The following is a 16,511-nucleotide window of genomic DNA, read 5'->3' as shown; positions in this document are numbered from 1 at the left end:
GTATCCGAACAGCGCCAAGCCCTGAGAACAGAGCAGCCCGACTTATGCCTCGCTCTCCTTTACCGGTGGAAAACGCTCATCAAGTGCAACCGATGGCCCATCCGCGGTTACGATCCTGGCGTGACATCGCCGCAGTTCGCGGGGTGATTTGACACCGCAAGAGTGGGCTATGACACCAACCTCGTGCACCAGGTGGCCCACATAGTTCGCTATGCGCTCAGCCTTCACCGCAGGCACCAGCCCCTGTTGCAGTTTTGGATCATGGGTCGTGATGCCGGTAGGGCATGTATTCTTATTGCATTGCAAAGCCTGGATACAGCCCAACGCAAACATGAAACCACGGGCAGAGGTGACAAAATCCGCCCCTACACACAATGCCCAGGCAATATCCGCGGGCGTTATCAGTTTTCCCGAAGCAATGACTTTGATGCGCTTTCTCAGACCATGCGCATTGAGTTTGTCCACTAAGATATAGAGACTCTCCCGCAATGACAGTCCGACCGCATCGATAAGCGGCATCGGCGCTGCGCCCGTCCCGCCATCACTGCCATCGAGGGTAATGAAGTCCGGTGCATACTCCACTCCCCTGGCTTTGATATCCTTGAACAATCCATCCAACCAATGAGGGCCGCCGACCACGGTTTTGAACCCAACCGGCTTTCCCGTGACATCCCTTACCCGCTTGATCATATCCATAAGATCGTTGTTACTGCATATATCGACATGCCGGTTTGGGCTGATGGCATCCTCACCAAGGGCAATACCCCTTATCTCCGCGATCTCCCGGGTAACCTTTTCAGCAGGCAGAATGCCGCCCTTACCCGGCTTTGCACCCTGGCTGAGTTTGATCTCGAACATCCTTATCTGTGGAATACGCGCGACTTCACGGAGTTTGTCGTCACTAAGGTTGCCAGCCAGATCACGCACACCATTCTTCGCAGTGCCGATCTGAAACACGATATCCGCACCACCCTCGATATGATAGGGAGAGACGCCTCCTTCGCCTGTATTGATCCAACTGCCAGCTTTCTTTGCCCCCATTGAGAGTGCCAATACAGCCGGTTTCGACAGCGCCCCATAACTCATTCCGGAAATATTGAACAACGAATCGGTGGTATAGGGATGGTCGCAACCTTCACCAATGGTGATCGCTCCAGACGGCACTGCGTCCTCTCCCAAGGTCGGGAAGGGACAGTTGACGAATAGAATCGAACCGGGACGACGAATATCCCGGGTTGAACCGAAGGCAACAGTATTCGGCAAGTCTTTGCACGCCCGGTATACCCAGGCCCGCTGGGCACGATTGAATGGCAGTTCCTCACGATCCATGGCAAAGAAATATTGCCGAAAGAACTCACCAAGGTGTTCAAAAAAATAACGGAAATGCCCGATCACAGGATAGTTGCGGCGAATCGCCGTCTTGGTCTGCGTAATGTCATAGATGTAGGTAACGATGACTGCAACGAGCAGACCAGCCAGTAACAGAAGCAACGCGATGGCGAAGACTTCCAGGGTACCGTACAGGAAGCCCCCATTTGTAAGACCGGTTTCATTCATATCAACCCCCCTGCAATTTCACTGACTGTAGTAATCATGCTACAGAGCAAGATGAGATCTGATTGAAACTACAACCTACGGGGCTCCGGTCAGTGTCCGCTCTCGGGCTTATGCAATAGCGATGGTCACCACCATCGTGCTCCATCACACTCCATCACGGGCATAGCTGACTCAAACTCAATAAAAACCTTCCTTGATGGTATCCACATGAGGGCTTCCGGCAGACCCTACGAGATCAATCCCGAAGTTTCATACTTGATATCGGCATCGATTGCGGGAACTTAATCCACGCATTGGATGAATATTTTCTGTTTCGACCCTAAAATAGCCGCCAATTACAGAAAATGAGTTGTGGGAACATGCACTTTAAAAACATATGGCAGCAATTGATTTTAATCGTAATTCTGCTCACTGCGGCAGATTCAGGCTGGGCTGAGCAGGCTTCGGAAAAGACGTCAGATCCAGAAGTCAGCACCAAGGAGGCCGTTCCGGAAAACCTGAAATCCCCCCGCGCCACCATGGAGACCTTCCTCCATGCAATGAACGATATCAAACGTGGCGCGCCGGACAGAATAGAGGAGGCGGTATCCACCCTCGATCTTTCCGACATCAACCCAATCGTGAGAAAAGAGCGGGGACAGGATCTGGCCTGGATGCTGCTGGAGGTGCTCGATCGCACAAAGATCATCGATGTTGAAAAGATACCTAATCGTGTCGATGGATCGAGGTATCTGTTCAAGCGCTATGAGAGAGGTGAGGTGGCCATTTCCCGCACCGATTCCGGACGATGGCTTTTCGATCGCAATACAATCAACAGCCTGCCGCTCATCATGGATGAAGTCGCAACCACAGAACGTGTCAGTGGTAAGGACGATGAAGCCTCATATGTCCCCTGGCATATCCGCTTGCGGCAAAAGGTGCCCCTACCACTGAAACAATCCACTTTCCTGCTGCAAAACTGGCAATGGATCGGTCTTCTACTGACAATCCTGGCCGGCGTTATCATCGACAAGCTCATCACATTCTTCCTCAAAACCAGCGTTCGCCGCTGGCGCAAAGGCACCCGCCATGACGAGTTCAAAGAGATATCAGAGGATATCTTACGCCCCCTCGGTCTGATGGCGATGGCTATCGTCTGGTGGGGCAGCATCAACCTGATGGGCCTGCCCGAAAGTGTCATGCTGGTGTTGCTGTTGGCGGTAAAGTTCCTGGCCAGCATCTCCGGGGTATGGGCCGCCTATCGACTGGTCGACCTGGTCTCTGCTTATCTGCACAAACAGGCAGAGCTGTCAGCCAACAAACTGGATGACGCACTGGTTCCGCTTATACCCCGCACCCTCAAGGTATTCATCACAGTAATCGGCTTTGTATTCATTGCCGACAACCTGAATATCGACATATCGAGTCTGCTGGCAGGCCTCGGGCTGGGTGGTCTGGCATTTGCCCTGGCGGCAAAAGATATGGTGCAGAATCTGTTCGGTTCGGTAACAGTGCTGATGGACCGCACCTTTTCCGTAGGTGACTGGATCGTTGTCGACGATGTGGAGGGAACCGTCGAACGAATCGGGTTTCGCAGTACCCGGGTCAGGACCTTCTACAATTCGGTGGTGACGGTACCCAACTCCAAATTCATAACCGCCACGGTGGACAACATGGGTGAGCGACGCTATCGACGCCTATCGTGCAAGTTGTCACTCACCTATGACACACCACCCGATCGTATCGAGGCGTTTTGCGAAGGAGTCAGAGAGTTGGTAAGGCAGCATCCGTATATGCGCAAGGACTACTACCATGCCTATCTGAATGAATTTGCCGCTTCATCTCTCGATGTGCTGCTGTATGTCTTTTGGGAGACGCCGGAATGGAATACCGAACTGCGGGAACGACATCGCTTTATGCTCGATATATTGCGCCTGGCGCAAAGACTGGGGATTGAATTCGCTTTCCCCACCCAAACCCTCTATATGAAGAAAGAGGATGAGACCGCCGACTCAATATCTGAGATGGATCAGCAGCAGGCCTTTGCACTGGGCCAATCCTACGCCAAATCCATTGTTGCAGAGACTACAGGTACCGGCACCAAGCCACCGCCTGTGGTCTTTCCGCCCATATCGTGAACTAGGGCCTGTAAACACTAATCCAATACGCCCTGCTGGGGTTGTTTTTGTGCCCAGCAAGGCAGAATGAGCGTAGTGTAGTTATTCTACATGAGCGAATGATAACGCCGCTGGGGGCGAAAACAGCCCCAGCCCTTCGGGTTGCGCCCCGAAGGAAGTGCCCTTGGGGTGCGCCTTGATTGGCGCTTTTTCAGGCACAACAGGGTGCATTGGATTAGTGTTAACAGGCCCTAACACTCAGCTCACCAGCAGCCTGTCCACAAGCTGGGTCAAACGATCCAGCGCACCGCGGTTCTGCTCCACCAACTCCCTGCCCGCTTCACCCACACGACTACGTTCACTGGCGTCACTGAGCCAACGGCTCACCTGATCGGCCAGCGCCTCGGCGGAATCGATCTGAACCGCTGCCTGGTGTTGAAGAAACAGCTCGCTGATTTCACTGAAGTTGAACATATGAGGACCAAACACAACAGCGACACCTTGGGCGGTCGCCTCCAGTATATTGTGGCCGCCGTGGGGGACCAGGCTGCCACCGATGAAAGCTACGTCCGATGCGCCCAGGAAAAGGGTTAACTCACCCATTGTGTCACCAAGAAAGACGGCTGTATCATTATCGCAGGGTCGTTGCTGAGTACGCTTTACGAGTTTAAAACCAGCCTCTTCAGCCAGATGTCCAACCCGTTCGAATCGTTCGGGATGGCGGGGGACCAAAACCAACAGCGCTTCGGGAAGATGCTGTTGAACGGTGGCGTGCGCCTGCAATATCAACTCATCTTCACCCTCATGGGTACTTGCTGCGATCCATACCGGTCGTTGCCCTCCCCACTCACGCCGCAACACATCGACCCGCTCCAACAGACTCCCCGGCAGATGCACATCGAACTTGATACTCCCCGTCACCTCGATCTTGTCGGGTTTAGCACCCAGCGTATGAAAACGCTCTGCATCCGCCTCCGCATGAGGGGCAATCACGGTAAGATTACGCAATGCCTCACGAGTCAAGCCTGCGACCCGATGATAGCCCTGGGCAGACCTAACTGAAAGTCTGGCATTGGCAAGCAAAGTAGGCACACCCTCGAGTTTGGCGTGGCAGATCAGATTGGGCCATATCTCTGTCTCCACCAGTATCAGCAGCCGGGGCTGGAAAGCCGTCAAAAAGCGCTTTACCACCCACGGCAGATCGATCGGCGCATAGAGGTGAGTCACATCATTGCCAAACAGTGCCTTGACCCGGTCCGCGCCGGTGGGTGTGGTGGTGGTTATAAGCAAAGGCAAGTCGGAGTAGCGGTCAAGAAGACGCCCGACCAGTTGGGCAACGGCAAGCACCTCACCCACCGAAACCGCATGCACCCAAATACCGCCCTGCTCAATAGGTGTATCGAAAATACCCAATCGCTCCAGCCAACGCTGCCTGTAGGCAGGCGCCCTGAAACCCCGCCAATAGAGCCGCAGGAAATAGACCGGGACCAGCAGTGTAAAAATGAGTGTATACAGATACCGCATCGACGTTCCGTCTCGGTTTGTTTATTCCAAACTCTCAAACTGGTCGCTGAACTGATGGTGGCAGAGTTGATAATAGACGCCTTTTTGATCGATCAATTGCTGATGCTTACCCTCTTCAACCAGTTCGCCGTCCTGAATCACCAGGATCTTGTCTGCATGCTGAATGGTGGAAAGGCGATGTGCGATCACCAGTGTCGTTCGTTCCTGAGTCAAGGTCTTCAAGGCTGCCTGGACATACCGCTCCGATTCTGTATCCAATGCCGAGGTCGCTTCATCGAGCAACAGGACAGGCGCATCTTTGATTAGCGCCCGGGCAATGGCCAGACGCTGACGCTGCCCACCTGAAAGACGAATCCCATCCTCACCGATTACGGTATCGAATCCATCAGGCAGGCGTTGAATGAACTCCAGGGCGTAAGCGCTTTTAGCCGCCTCGACGATCTGCTCATGGCTGACCTCGCCGACAGCGCCATAAGCGATATTCGCCGCCACGCTATCATCGAACAATACCGAATCCTGACCCACATAGGAGATCTGCCTGCGCAAACTGATCAGACTCAACTCCTGGATATCGATACCGTCAATCAGGATCCTCCCACCGGTTGGAGTATAAAAGCGGGGGATCAGGTTGGCGATGGTTGTCTTACCTCCACCGGAATGCCCAACCAGGGCGACCGTCGAACCAGGCTCCATCTCGAAACTGATCGGCTTCAAGGCATCCTTATCCATAGCGGGATAACGGAAAGAGACCGCATCGAATGAGACTCTTCCCTCGACATTTTCCAATGAACGGGTACCGTTATCGGCTTCGGGTTGCTCATCCACCAGGCTGAACACGCTCTCTGCCGCCGCCAATCCCTTTTGCAGCGGCTGATTGATACCGGTGAGCCTTTTCAATGGTGAAAACAGCAATCCGATGGCCACCATCAGAGAGACGAAACCACCAACGGTCAACTCCCCGGCTGCGGTCTGGTGGGTACTGACATAGACCAATGCCGCTATCATCGCGGCACCGACAAATTCAACCAAAGGCATGTGCGCGGAACCGGCCACCTTGCTCTTCATGTTATAGCGGCGCACCCAATTCGCACGTTCCAGGAATCGCCGCTGTTCATAGGGCCGACCTTCAAAGATCTTTATCACCTTGTGCCCCCTGATCGACTCCTCGAGAACCTGGGTCATCACTCCCATGGTCTGTTGCAAGGCCCGATTCACCCGCCGCAGCCGTATCGCCAGATAACGTACCGCGACAACAATAATCGGCATTGCCATAAATACGGCCAGGGTCAACAACCAGTTGAGATAGAGCATATAGGCGAGAAGACCGATGATAATGATCGTATCCTTGACCAGGGTCGTAAGCACTTTGGTTGCCGCCATGGTCACCTGATTGACATTGAAGGTCACCTTTGAAATCAGGCTCCCGGTGGCATGTGCATCGAAATAGGGCGTCCCCATGGTCAGGATTCGCTCAATCATCATTCTACGCAGATCCAGTACCACCTTGCCGGCAACCCACTCGAAGGCGACCCCGCTGATGAAGTTCATGATGCCACGGATGGAGAAGAGCAGGATCAACAGGATCGGCGACCAGAAGATAATCGCCGGATCTTTTTCCACAAAACTGCCGTCGAGCATCGGCTTCATCAGCCAGGGGATGGCCGGCTCGGTCAATGCCAACACCACCATGGCGGCCAACGCACCGCTGAACTGGCGCCAATAGGGACGTACACGCTTTAACAGTCGCAGATAGAGTTCGCGACCTGTCATGCCGGGGCCGGATGGTGCGCCGGTCTCATTCTGCATCGCGCATGGCCTCGACAATACGACTGGTGGAGACACCTTCGAGGTATTCGAGAACTTTCACTTCACCGCCGTTTTTCACTACACAATCATAGCCGGCTATCTCTTGCGGCCGATAATCCCCGCCCTTCACCAGAAGGTCGGGTTTGATGTCACAGATCAATGACTCGGGTGTATCTTCACTGAACGGCACAACCCAATCCACCGATGCCAGGCCGGCCAACACCGCCATCCGCTGTTTGATACTGTTGATCGGCCGCCCTTCGCCCTTCAGGCGCCTCACGGAATCGTCATCGTTAACGGCAACCACCAGACGGTCACCCAGTTGCTTGGCTTGCTGCAGATAGCTTACATGCCCCTCATGCAGAATATCGAAACAACCGTTGGTCATGACTATCTTTTCACCCTGATAGCGCGCCTCATCCGTAGCCTCGCGCAACTGATCCCGGCTCAGGATGGTATGGAAGTCCCCCTGCCTACGCAGGGCGCCCTTCAACTCACCAAGGGAGACGCTGCCGGCGCCAAGCTTCGCCACCATCAGGCCAGCGGCCACATTCGCCAATCCGGCTGCCTCCTGAACGGGCATGCCTGCAGCGATGCCGGCGCCAAGCACTCCGATTACCGTATCTCCGGCGCCGGTCACATCAAACACTTCACGAGCACGGGTAGGCAGATGCAATGGCGGGGCATCCTCATCGATCAACAGCATGCCGCGCTCGCTAAGCGTGATCAGCAGGGCCTTCAGATTGAGCTTTTGTCTTAGCTCAACGCCTTTGTCGTTGAGTTCCTGATCCGATCTGCAGCGACCCACAACCGCTTCGAACTCCTTCAGATTGGGGGTCAGCAGGGTGGCACCCCTGTATTTGGAAAAATTCCCACCTTTCGGATCCACCAGGACAGGTATGCGCCGCTCATTGGCAGCATCGATCAGGCGCTGTGGCTGTTGCAGGGTACCCTTGGCATAATCCGATAGAATCACCAGCTCAGTAGCGGGCAGTTGCTGCAGCCAGAGTCGCTCGAGCTCGGACAGATCACACTCCCATAGCGGCTGCTCGAAATCGAGTCGGATCAATTGCTGATGTTGGCTGATCACACGCAGCTTGGTGATGGTGGGCAAACCTTTCTCCACCTGCAGATGACAGGCCACGCCAGCCTGTTCAAGATGTTTTGCCAGGGCGGCGCCCGCCTCATCCTCGCCCACCAGGCCGCACAGACCCACCCTGACGCCCAGGGAAGCCATATTCAGCGCCACATTGGCGCCACCGCCTGGGCGCTCTTCACTATCGCTCACATGTACCACAGGCACCGGTGCTTCGGGGGAGATCTTGGCGGCAGAACCCTGCCAATAGCGATCCAGCATCAGATCGCCTATCACCAGGACATGCGCTTGACTAAAGTCGGGAAGATGAAATTGCATCAAACAGTTAACATATCAGCTGGGTTACGGATTAAGCGACATTATACACTGAGGGTGTTTCCGGCAAGAAAATCTCTGCCAAATGATATTTGAGGCAACTTATCCACCGCTCAATGACATATCACCTGCCCGGAGTAAGCCGGTGCGGTATACCCCACCGGAATATAATGACCATGGAACCTGTGTTTCGACATCCAATGGGGCCTTTTTACCTGAATAAGTACAATTCTTTACTCAATGGGTATTAACGACAGATCAGTGCATAATAAACAATCGACGCAATAAAGGTAACAAGCTGAATCCAGGTTGATGTACTGCGGCTGATGGCAAAAAAGCGTAAACACTCCCCCTACTCCCCACTCTACTGGCCCACATGGGCGGGTCTGGGCGTATTATGGCTGGTGAGTCAGTCTCTTCCCTTTCGGCCGGCACTACTCATAGGTCGTCTAATCGGCAAGCTAGTTTACCGTTTATCTGCCAAACGTAGACATATAGCCGCTGTCAATCTAAGCATCTGTTTTCCCCAGATGAGCGAAACCGAACGCGAAGCACTGCTGCGCGAGCACTTCCATTCCTTGGGTATCGGCATCGTGATGATAGGATTCGCCTGGTGGGCCAATGATGACAAACTGCGATCACTGATCGATATCGAGGGGATTGAACACCTGCAACAGAGCCTGGACAGAGGTAAAGGCGTTATATTATTGAGTGCCCATTTCACCGACCTGGAGATTACCGGAAGGCTGCTGAGCCTGTTCCAACCGATAGCGGTGATGTACCGACCACATGAAAACCCGGTCATCGAATGGGCATTCAGTCGAAATCGTCGCATACGCTTCGAAGCGGCGATACCGCGCAACGATATACGCCAGGTGGTGAGGACGCTGAGGCAGAATCTTCCTGTTTGGTATGCCCCGGATCAGAGTTTCAAAGGACGTAACAGTACCCTGGCGCCGTTTTTCGGTGAACCGGCCGGCACCAATACAGCCACATCCCGCCTGGCAAAGATCAGTGGCGCCGATGTTATTCTGTTCAGCGGCTTTCGTAAGCAGGACAGCAGTTGCTACCGCCTGATCATACATCCACCTTTGACCGGCTTCCCAACCCGGGACGCAGTGCAGGATGCCACGCGCATCAACGGTCTGATTGAGAAGGCCATCGATTATGCGCCTGAACAATATCTCTGGATACATCGGCGCTTCAAAAAACGAAAAGTGATTCCGGACCCCTACTAGGGCCGGTCAACAACCCTTTTTCACATCCCCCTGTGGCAGCTATACTAACGCCTTTTCCCAGGGCCTGTTCTGTAGATGCCAGCAATCAGCGTAATCATCCCCTCCTATAACCATGCACACTACATTGCGCAGGCGATCGAGAGCGTGCTCCGGCAATCATTCAGTGACTGGGAACTGATAATCATCGATGATTGCTCCAATGATGACTCATGGAGTGTAATCAACAGTTATACAGATAAACGAATTCATAGTAGCCGGCACAAACAAAACCAGGGCGCCCACAACACCATCAACGAGGGGCTGGCACTGGCAAAGGGAGACTTCCTGACAATACTCAATTCGGATGACATCTACAGTCGAGACAGACTGCTGCAACTCCACGCCAAAGCAACGCAGGAAGGCATCGCCTTCCTGGCAACCGGTGTGCAACCCATCACTGCCGATGGCACACCCATGGCAGACCCGGACAGCCACTGGAATCAATGGTACACAGGATTGCTCGACAACTATCGGGAAAACAGCCAGCTGCTCACCGGTCTGTGCAAGGGCAATCTGTTGATTACCACGTCGAACTTCTTTTTCAGTCGCGAGATATACGATAAGCATGGCGGCTTCGCCGATTATCGCTACGTGCACGACTATGAATTCGTCCTGAGGCTGATCTTTGCAGGCTACAAGACTGCCCTGCTGGCCGACAGCGCACTGGTGCAATACCGAATACACGATACCAATACCATCCAGGAGAATCCTGTCGCGGCCAATGTTGAAACCGCTCAGCTATTGAGTGACTCGATCCCTGAAATACTTACCCACTCCAGACAGCACAGCGACAAAAATCTACTGCTCATCACAGAGCAGATAGGCTGGTTGGGTGACAATGTGCAAACCACCGTCAATCAAAGAGAAGCATCCCATAAGCAACATATAAATCTGCTGACGCAACAAATCAGGCAAACAGAAAAGAACTATCAACAGCAGATATCCGCCATCTATAACAGCACATCGTACCGACTGGGAAACAGGATAGTAGGCCCCATACAGCGCCTCCGAAGCCGGGTGACACGGTTTCTGAACAGAAACGCCCATCGCATACACGATATAGCAGAAACCAAGGCGGTCATACTGAAAAATCGTGCACGGCTCAAATGTGTCTCTTTCGATATCTTCGACACGCTGCTGGCCCGGGTCATCGAACCCCCTGAGGCTGTACAGATGGCGGTATGCCGTGAACTTGCGGCGATCTTGGGCGGAGACCATAACACGGAAAGCGTATGGCAGGCGCGGCAGAATGCGGAACAGCATTTACGTGCGGCAGCGCGTGAAAACAGTGGAGACGGAGAGTGCCATTTCGACGACCTGGTCAACGACTGGGTAAATGAGCTGAATTCCGACACTCCCAATGACCTGCTTGCTACCCTGATTCATAAAATCGAGGTAGAGATGGAGTGTCTAGCACTCTACGTCAAACCGGACATGGTTGAATTGCTGAGCTGGATCAGACAGCACGATCTCAAGGTCATCGCCACATCGGACATGTACCTGGGAGAACGGCATATCCGGGAGATCCTGAGCGAAAAAGGATTACTGGACCGGTTGGACGAACTCCATGTCTCTTCAGAGTCAGGCTTATGCAAACACTCCGGCAAACTGTTTCAGCATATATTGGAGCAACATAAATGGCGGCCGGAGGAGCTGCTGCATATCGGAGACAATCCGATCTCCGACAGTCAGGCGCTGCTGGCGCAGGGCGGGATCGGCCTGCACCTGCATGAAAAGCATGAATTGACACGGCGCAAGCATCAAATACTCCATCACGAGATGTGTCACTACGGCGGCCCCTGGCCCGGCATGTGGTTCTCGCAGGTATACGATGCACTACTGTCGCAACAACAGGGCAACCAGGTTGAATCCGGCTTTTTCTACCAATATGGGCGCCATCGGCTCGGCCCCCTATTCAATATCTTCATGGCCGGCTTGACAGAGGCTGTCAGACGGGACCGGATAGACAAACTCTATTTCGTTGCCAGAGACGGATTTATCTTCCAACAGCTCTATTCCATGTGGAAGGGTGACGATTGCCCGCAGGGTGAATATCTCTATGCGTCCAGAAAAACCATTATGGCCGCATCGATCAGCCAGGGCATGACCCTCGATCAGGCGCGCATGGCGCTGTTCAATCCAAAACAGCAGGGCCTTCTGTCGATACTGAAAACCTTTGGCCTGCACAGGAAGGAGTTCGAATCACTGGCCCATCGCCACGGTTTCGAAGAGATGGATCAGCCTCTCACAGACCATCGGGACAGACGCCTGAAGGATTTTCTCGATGACCCTGAAGTACAGCACAAAATCAGTGCATACGGCAGCCTTTGCCGGGAGCGCCTTGAACGCTACCTGGAACAGCTCGGATTCTTCTCCCACGACACTGTCGCCTTTGTGGATATCGGATGGAACGGGACGATCCAGAAGTATCTCAAGAGTGCGTTTGGCCATCGGGACGACTTCCCTAAGATGTCCGGTTACTATTTCGCTTTTGTCGGCAAGATACATAAGGAATTCGGTGAGGATAACAGAGTCCATGGCCTGCTGTACGAAGCCAATAGTGACCCGGAGGCATTTAAGACAGCCACCGAGTTCGAAGAGCTCTTTGAACAGGGTGCGCGATCTCTGGAAGCCACCACCACAGGCTATGCGGATGACGACGGAATGATATCGCCGATACTGAAACCAAATGACAGCGCTGATCGAGTGGCGGAGATACAATGCAATGAATCAATCAAACAAATACATGCCGGCGTACAATCGAGCACAGAAGCATTTGTCAATGCTTACCGCTTGACGGGTGTGAACTTCGATCAACTGCGCCCTTACGGCTTCGCACTCCTGGAACGGGCCATCATCTATCCCACAAGAGATGAAATTGAGCATATTACAGGGCTTGCCCATAGTGAAGACTTCGGCCATGAGAACATCTTGAACCTGAAATCACCACCCGTCAGGCTTGGTGGCCTGCTGCTTCATCCGCGCGCCGTGTGGCACAACTTACTCAATGCACCCTGGAAAGCAGCCATGTTTGCCGACCTTCCCACCCATCTATGGAACTTCATGTTCAGAGTCTTGAAAGTGGTGAGGCACTCGTGAAAACGGCAAGACGCATCAACAATCGCGCTGAATCGAGCAACAGCTACCTCGGTCCGTCAAGAGTGTTTGTCTATGCCTTGCCCTTTCTGCCACTGCTCAAAAGGGGAGTGCCATTCTGGCCTGGTTTGGCGCCACTGCTACGCTACTACCGTAAATGGATCGCCCTGCATATAAAAAACCGACTTATCTGATTTGGGATTGAACTTTGGAAGAACAAACCGCAAATAAACGCAAATTATCTGCAATGAGAATAAAGTCAGCAGTTCATTGCAATACAAAACTCGCGGCTTTCCCGTTAACTTCCTCTCCCTCCGGGAGAGTGTTAGACCATTTGCGATAACTTGCGGTGATTGGCGTTTATTCGCGGCTATACAATAGCAAATGGATTACGTGGTTATGAAGTGAAGGGGGTTAACGATGCTCCAACAGGTAATGGTAGAGCTCCACATAGGCCTGCATGATGGTATCCCGGGCGAACTCTCTTACCGCCCGCTGGCGACCGTTCTCAGCCATTCCCTGCCTGAGTGCGTCGTCATTCAATGCCCGTTCAATCGTCTGTGACAATGCCAGTGCATTTTCACACTCGAACATCAGCCCATCCTCTTCATGCCGCACCACCTCGCTTGCGCCCATGGAGGCCGATGTCACCAAGGGCTTGGCGTAACCCCAGGCCTCGATAATGACATTGCCGAAGGGCTCGGCGTATGTGGAGGGAAATACGATCAAATCCGCAAGGCGATAGTAGGCATCCGGATTGAGCTGCCAGCCGGCCCAGACAATTCGTTCATCGATACCGGATGCCCTGGCCTGATCGTGCAATGCCTGCTTCAGCGGGCCATCACCCAAAATCACCTGCCATACGGGACGTCCGGCCACTATAGCCGGCAAACCGGCAAGCGCCTCGAGGAGGAACCGATGCCCCTTGAAGGGTACAAACCTTCCCGGGGTCATCAACACCCAGGCATCCTCAGGAATGCCGAGATCCTTCTTTAAGCTTTCCGGCGGCAGCCCCGGCACGGGCAGTTCGGCAAAATTATAGAGGTGGAAGATACGGTTTTTCGGCAGTCCCGCCTGTAACAGGTAGTCGCAAATACCTTTGGTGTTGCCGATCCATGCATGGGCATGTCGATAACCGTCCACCTTATAGTATCCGCCGAGCCGGGCAACGTGTACCGTATTGCCCGCGGGCGAAAGATGGGTCAGTCGTGTCGCTCTGCCCATATAGGTTTGTACAATATCCGGTTGCAACCGCCTGACCAGTCGTCTCACTTCGAATCGCGACAGCGGATCCCATACCGTACGCATCGGAAGCGCATGTCGGATCAGGTCTGACCAGTGGTCCCCATCGAGTTCATGGCCACGGCGTACACCGATTTCCGTCGGATTTCCCATCTCTGCCAGAGCCAGCGAAAAACGCTGAAACCAACGTTCCGCGCCACCAAAGGATTTACTGCCGATCAGCTGGAGCGAATGTATCCCTGACATTATTAGTGCTAACAGGCCCTAACCCGTCACCTCAGGGAGATCCAACAGATCCCGATAGACAGCCAGATTCCCCAACACCATCTGCTCCACGGAAAATCCGCGCCGCATCTTCTCCCTGCCGGACTCACCCATCCGCCGGCGCAGCTCCTCGTTATCCAGCAACTGATGGATTGCGTCAGCCAAGGCCTCATCACTGCCCGGCGGCACCAACAAACCGTTCACCCCATCCTCAACCGCCTCCGGCATACCGCCTGCTTCAACTGCCACGATGGGCAGGCCGGCACTTGCCGCCTGCAGTAAGGCAACACCCAATCCCTCCATCAAGGCTGGATGCACCAACAGGTCGAGACAGGGCAGGAGCTGTGGCAGATCATCGCGAAAACCGGCCAAGGTCACATGCTGTTGGAGCTGCAATGCCTCTATCTGCTGTTCAAGCACCTCACGCAACGGCCCCTTGCCGAACACCAGCAGATGCAGATGAGGAAATGACTGTATCAGCCTCGGCAGTGCATGCAACAGATAACGATGCCCCTTGCGGGGTATCAATTGTGCAGCCACACCCATGACCAAGGCATCCTCGGCCAGATCAAACTGCGCACTGAACCCGGCCTTGTCACAGTGCTGCTGATAGAGATCCACGTCAACGGCACTACGTACGCAGACCAGCTTTTCCGCCGGCACGCCCTCCTCGCTCAAGACATCGGCAATACCCTGAGATATGGCGATTACACGATCATAGAGGCGATATTTCGCCATCACCAACACCGGATGCTCGGGGTTGTCGACTCGTCGTGACAGTACTGATTTGATCCCGCACAGGCGTGTCGCAACTCCACCCAGGATATCGGCTCCGCGTCGACTGTGAATATGCACCAGATCGGGGGTAGCGCCTTGGATGGCGCGTTTGAGGCGAAAAATCAGCCCCAAATCGAGATCCCCGCCCATGGGTATCTCCTCCACCGTAACGCCAATCTCGCGTACCGCCTCCGCCACCGCACTACCACGCGGGCAGACCAAGTGTGATTCAATACCATGGTGCTGCAGGCCAGACAACAGATAAACGACCTGCCTGGCACCACCATAGAGATGCATCCCCGCCTCGATGTGCAGAACCCTCACCTCACCCTCCCATCGAGTCCGGCCAGGCGGGACGCGTGACGCATCACCTCCGTGACTTTGATATCCCGCATACAGTCGAATGATCCGTTACAGGTGGGTTTGCGTTTACAGGGTGAGCATTGCCGTGGATGATAGATCACTGCAGCATTATCGTGCGTTGTATCGAGGTAGGGCCGGGTCGATCCAAACAGGCAGAGAGTGGGACGATTCATTGCTATCCCCATATGGGTCAAACCAGTATCGACGCCGATTATCAGCTTGGCCCTTCTGATCAGGGCGGCCGCCTGGCGCAGGGTTGTTTCACCAGTCAAATTAATCAGACTCTCCTGATTCCTCTCTCCAATCGCCAATGAAGATGACCTGTCACCCGGCCCACCCAGCATGACTACGGGCAACTGCCATCGCTGCCCGACTGCAGCCAGCAACTCATTCCAGGAACTGTTGAACCAGTGCTTTTGCGGCCGGGTGGTGAAAGGACAGATCGCGATGAAACCCCGCTCAAGTCCATGTGCCGTCAGCAAGGCATCCGCCTGGGAGTTATCCTCATCACTCAGACCGATGTGCATCTCGAACTCATCCACAGGCAGTTCGAGCTGCTGGGCGAAGTGGTGATATTCAGATGCGATGCGCGTTGGCTCCCCGCCCTTCGCTATGACCTGATCCATCAGCCACTGACTACCCTCCCTGGAACCCAGACCGATACGGTGTTCGGCACCTGACAACCAGGTCAGAAAGCCACTTTTCATCAAACTTTGCACATCCAGCGCCACATCGAAACGATGCACCTTTAATAATTGTCTGAATTGACGGATCGCCTGCCACAGATCCAGCCAACGTCGCTTTTTCCAATGACTTTCCCACGCCTGCCTCGGCCAGACGAGAACCTGGTCCAACTCCGGATGGCACTCCAGGAGGTCTTTCGATTCCGCCTGCACCAGCCAACTGATGCGCGCCTCTGGATAACGGCGCCGTATGGCATGTATCAAAGGCGTGGCAAACACGATATCACCGATGGCACTCAGGCGAACGATCAGGATCGACGGATTCTCAAGATCAGACAATTTCACGGTATTTTAGGTGGCGGATGACCGAATTCTGCGTATAGTCCCGTCAGGGCCTGTTAACATGCATCCAATC

The 16,511-nt window shown here is 54.0% G+C and carries 11 protein-coding genes; 4 read left to right on the top strand and 7 right to left on the bottom strand.

What is annotated here, in order from left to right; translation table 11 throughout:
* Nucleotides 1–42: 42 nt before the first annotated feature.
* A complete protein-coding gene (locus tag AB8516_RS14585; protein WP_108291309.1) occupies nt 43–1,557 on the bottom strand; it encodes an FMN-binding glutamate synthase family protein in 1,515 nt (504 codons plus the stop codon).
* A gap of 359 nt (nt 1,558–1,916) precedes the next feature.
* Between AB8516_RS14585 and AB8516_RS14580 the strand changes: the two genes are divergently transcribed.
* Nucleotides 1,917–3,674, top strand: a complete 1,758-nt coding sequence (locus AB8516_RS14580) for a mechanosensitive ion channel family protein (RefSeq protein WP_369161747.1) — start codon at nt 1,917–1,919, stop codon at nt 3,672–3,674.
* Between the two features lie 237 nt (nt 3,675–3,911).
* Here the strand turns inward: AB8516_RS14580 and waaA are convergent, their stop codons facing one another.
* The 3 genes from waaA to hldE are packed head-to-tail and all read right to left on the bottom strand — an operon-like array spanning nt 3,912 to nt 8,397.
* Nucleotides 3,912–5,177, bottom strand: coding sequence for a lipid IV(A) 3-deoxy-D-manno-octulosonic acid transferase (gene waaA / locus AB8516_RS14575; protein WP_369161745.1), 1,266 nt, complete (start codon nt 5,175–5,177; stop codon nt 3,912–3,914).
* A gap of 21 nt (nt 5,178–5,198) precedes the next feature.
* The gene (gene msbA / locus AB8516_RS14570; RefSeq protein ID WP_369161744.1) at nt 5,199–6,983 is read right to left on the bottom strand and encodes a lipid A export permease/ATP-binding protein MsbA; all 1,785 of its coding nucleotides are present in this window, start codon (nt 6,981–6,983) and stop codon (nt 5,199–5,201) included.
* Complete coding sequence (gene hldE / locus AB8516_RS14565) at nt 6,973–8,397, bottom strand: bifunctional D-glycero-beta-D-manno-heptose-7-phosphate kinase/D-glycero-beta-D-manno-heptose 1-phosphate adenylyltransferase HldE (RefSeq protein ID WP_369161742.1); 1,425 nt, start codon at nt 8,395–8,397, stop codon at nt 6,973–6,975. Before hldE ends, msbA begins: the two co-directional genes overlap by 11 nt.
* A 323-nt stretch (nt 8,398–8,720) precedes the next feature.
* Between hldE and lpxL the strand changes: the two genes are divergently transcribed.
* From lpxL to AB8516_RS14550, 3 genes are all read left to right on the top strand, one after another.
* The gene (gene lpxL / locus AB8516_RS14560; protein WP_369161740.1) at nt 8,721–9,632 is read left to right on the top strand and encodes an LpxL/LpxP family Kdo(2)-lipid IV(A) lauroyl/palmitoleoyl acyltransferase; all 912 of its coding nucleotides are present in this window, start codon (nt 8,721–8,723) and stop codon (nt 9,630–9,632) included.
* Nucleotides 9,633–9,707: 75 nt separating this feature from the next.
* On the top strand, nt 9,708–12,770 hold the full coding sequence (locus AB8516_RS14555) for a glycosyltransferase (protein WP_369161738.1): 3,063 nt from the start codon (nt 9,708–9,710) through the stop codon (nt 12,768–12,770).
* A complete protein-coding gene (locus AB8516_RS14550) occupies nt 12,767–12,961 on the top strand; it encodes a hypothetical protein (protein WP_369161736.1) in 195 nt (64 codons plus the stop codon). Before AB8516_RS14555 ends, AB8516_RS14550 begins: the two co-directional genes overlap by 4 nt.
* 220 nt (nt 12,962–13,181) lie before the next feature.
* Here the strand turns inward: AB8516_RS14550 and AB8516_RS14545 are convergent, their stop codons facing one another.
* Genes AB8516_RS14545 through AB8516_RS14535 form a run of 3 tightly spaced genes read right to left on the bottom strand, consistent with a single transcriptional unit; the run spans nt 13,182 to nt 16,441 of the window.
* The gene (locus tag AB8516_RS14545; protein ID WP_369161734.1) at nt 13,182–14,255 is read right to left on the bottom strand and encodes a glycosyltransferase; all 1,074 of its coding nucleotides are present in this window, start codon (nt 14,253–14,255) and stop codon (nt 13,182–13,184) included.
* Nucleotides 14,256–14,273: 18 nt separating this feature from the next.
* Entirely contained in the window at nt 14,274–15,374 is a 1,101-nt protein-coding gene (locus tag AB8516_RS14540) for a glycosyltransferase (protein ID WP_369161732.1), read from the bottom strand.
* Complete coding sequence (locus AB8516_RS14535) at nt 15,371–16,441, bottom strand: glycosyltransferase family 9 protein (RefSeq protein ID WP_369161730.1); 1,071 nt, start codon at nt 16,439–16,441, stop codon at nt 15,371–15,373. Before AB8516_RS14535 ends, AB8516_RS14540 begins: the two co-directional genes overlap by 4 nt.
* Between the last annotated feature and the right edge of the window lie 70 nt (nt 16,442–16,511).

The sequence above is a fragment of the Candidatus Thiodiazotropha sp. LNASS1 genome (assembly GCF_964212655.1).
Classification (GTDB): Bacteria; Pseudomonadota; Gammaproteobacteria; order Chromatiales; family Chromatiaceae; genus Thiodiazotropha.
The sequence above is the reverse complement of the archived record's forward strand: the minus strand, read 5'-3'. Positions and strand labels throughout refer to the sequence as shown.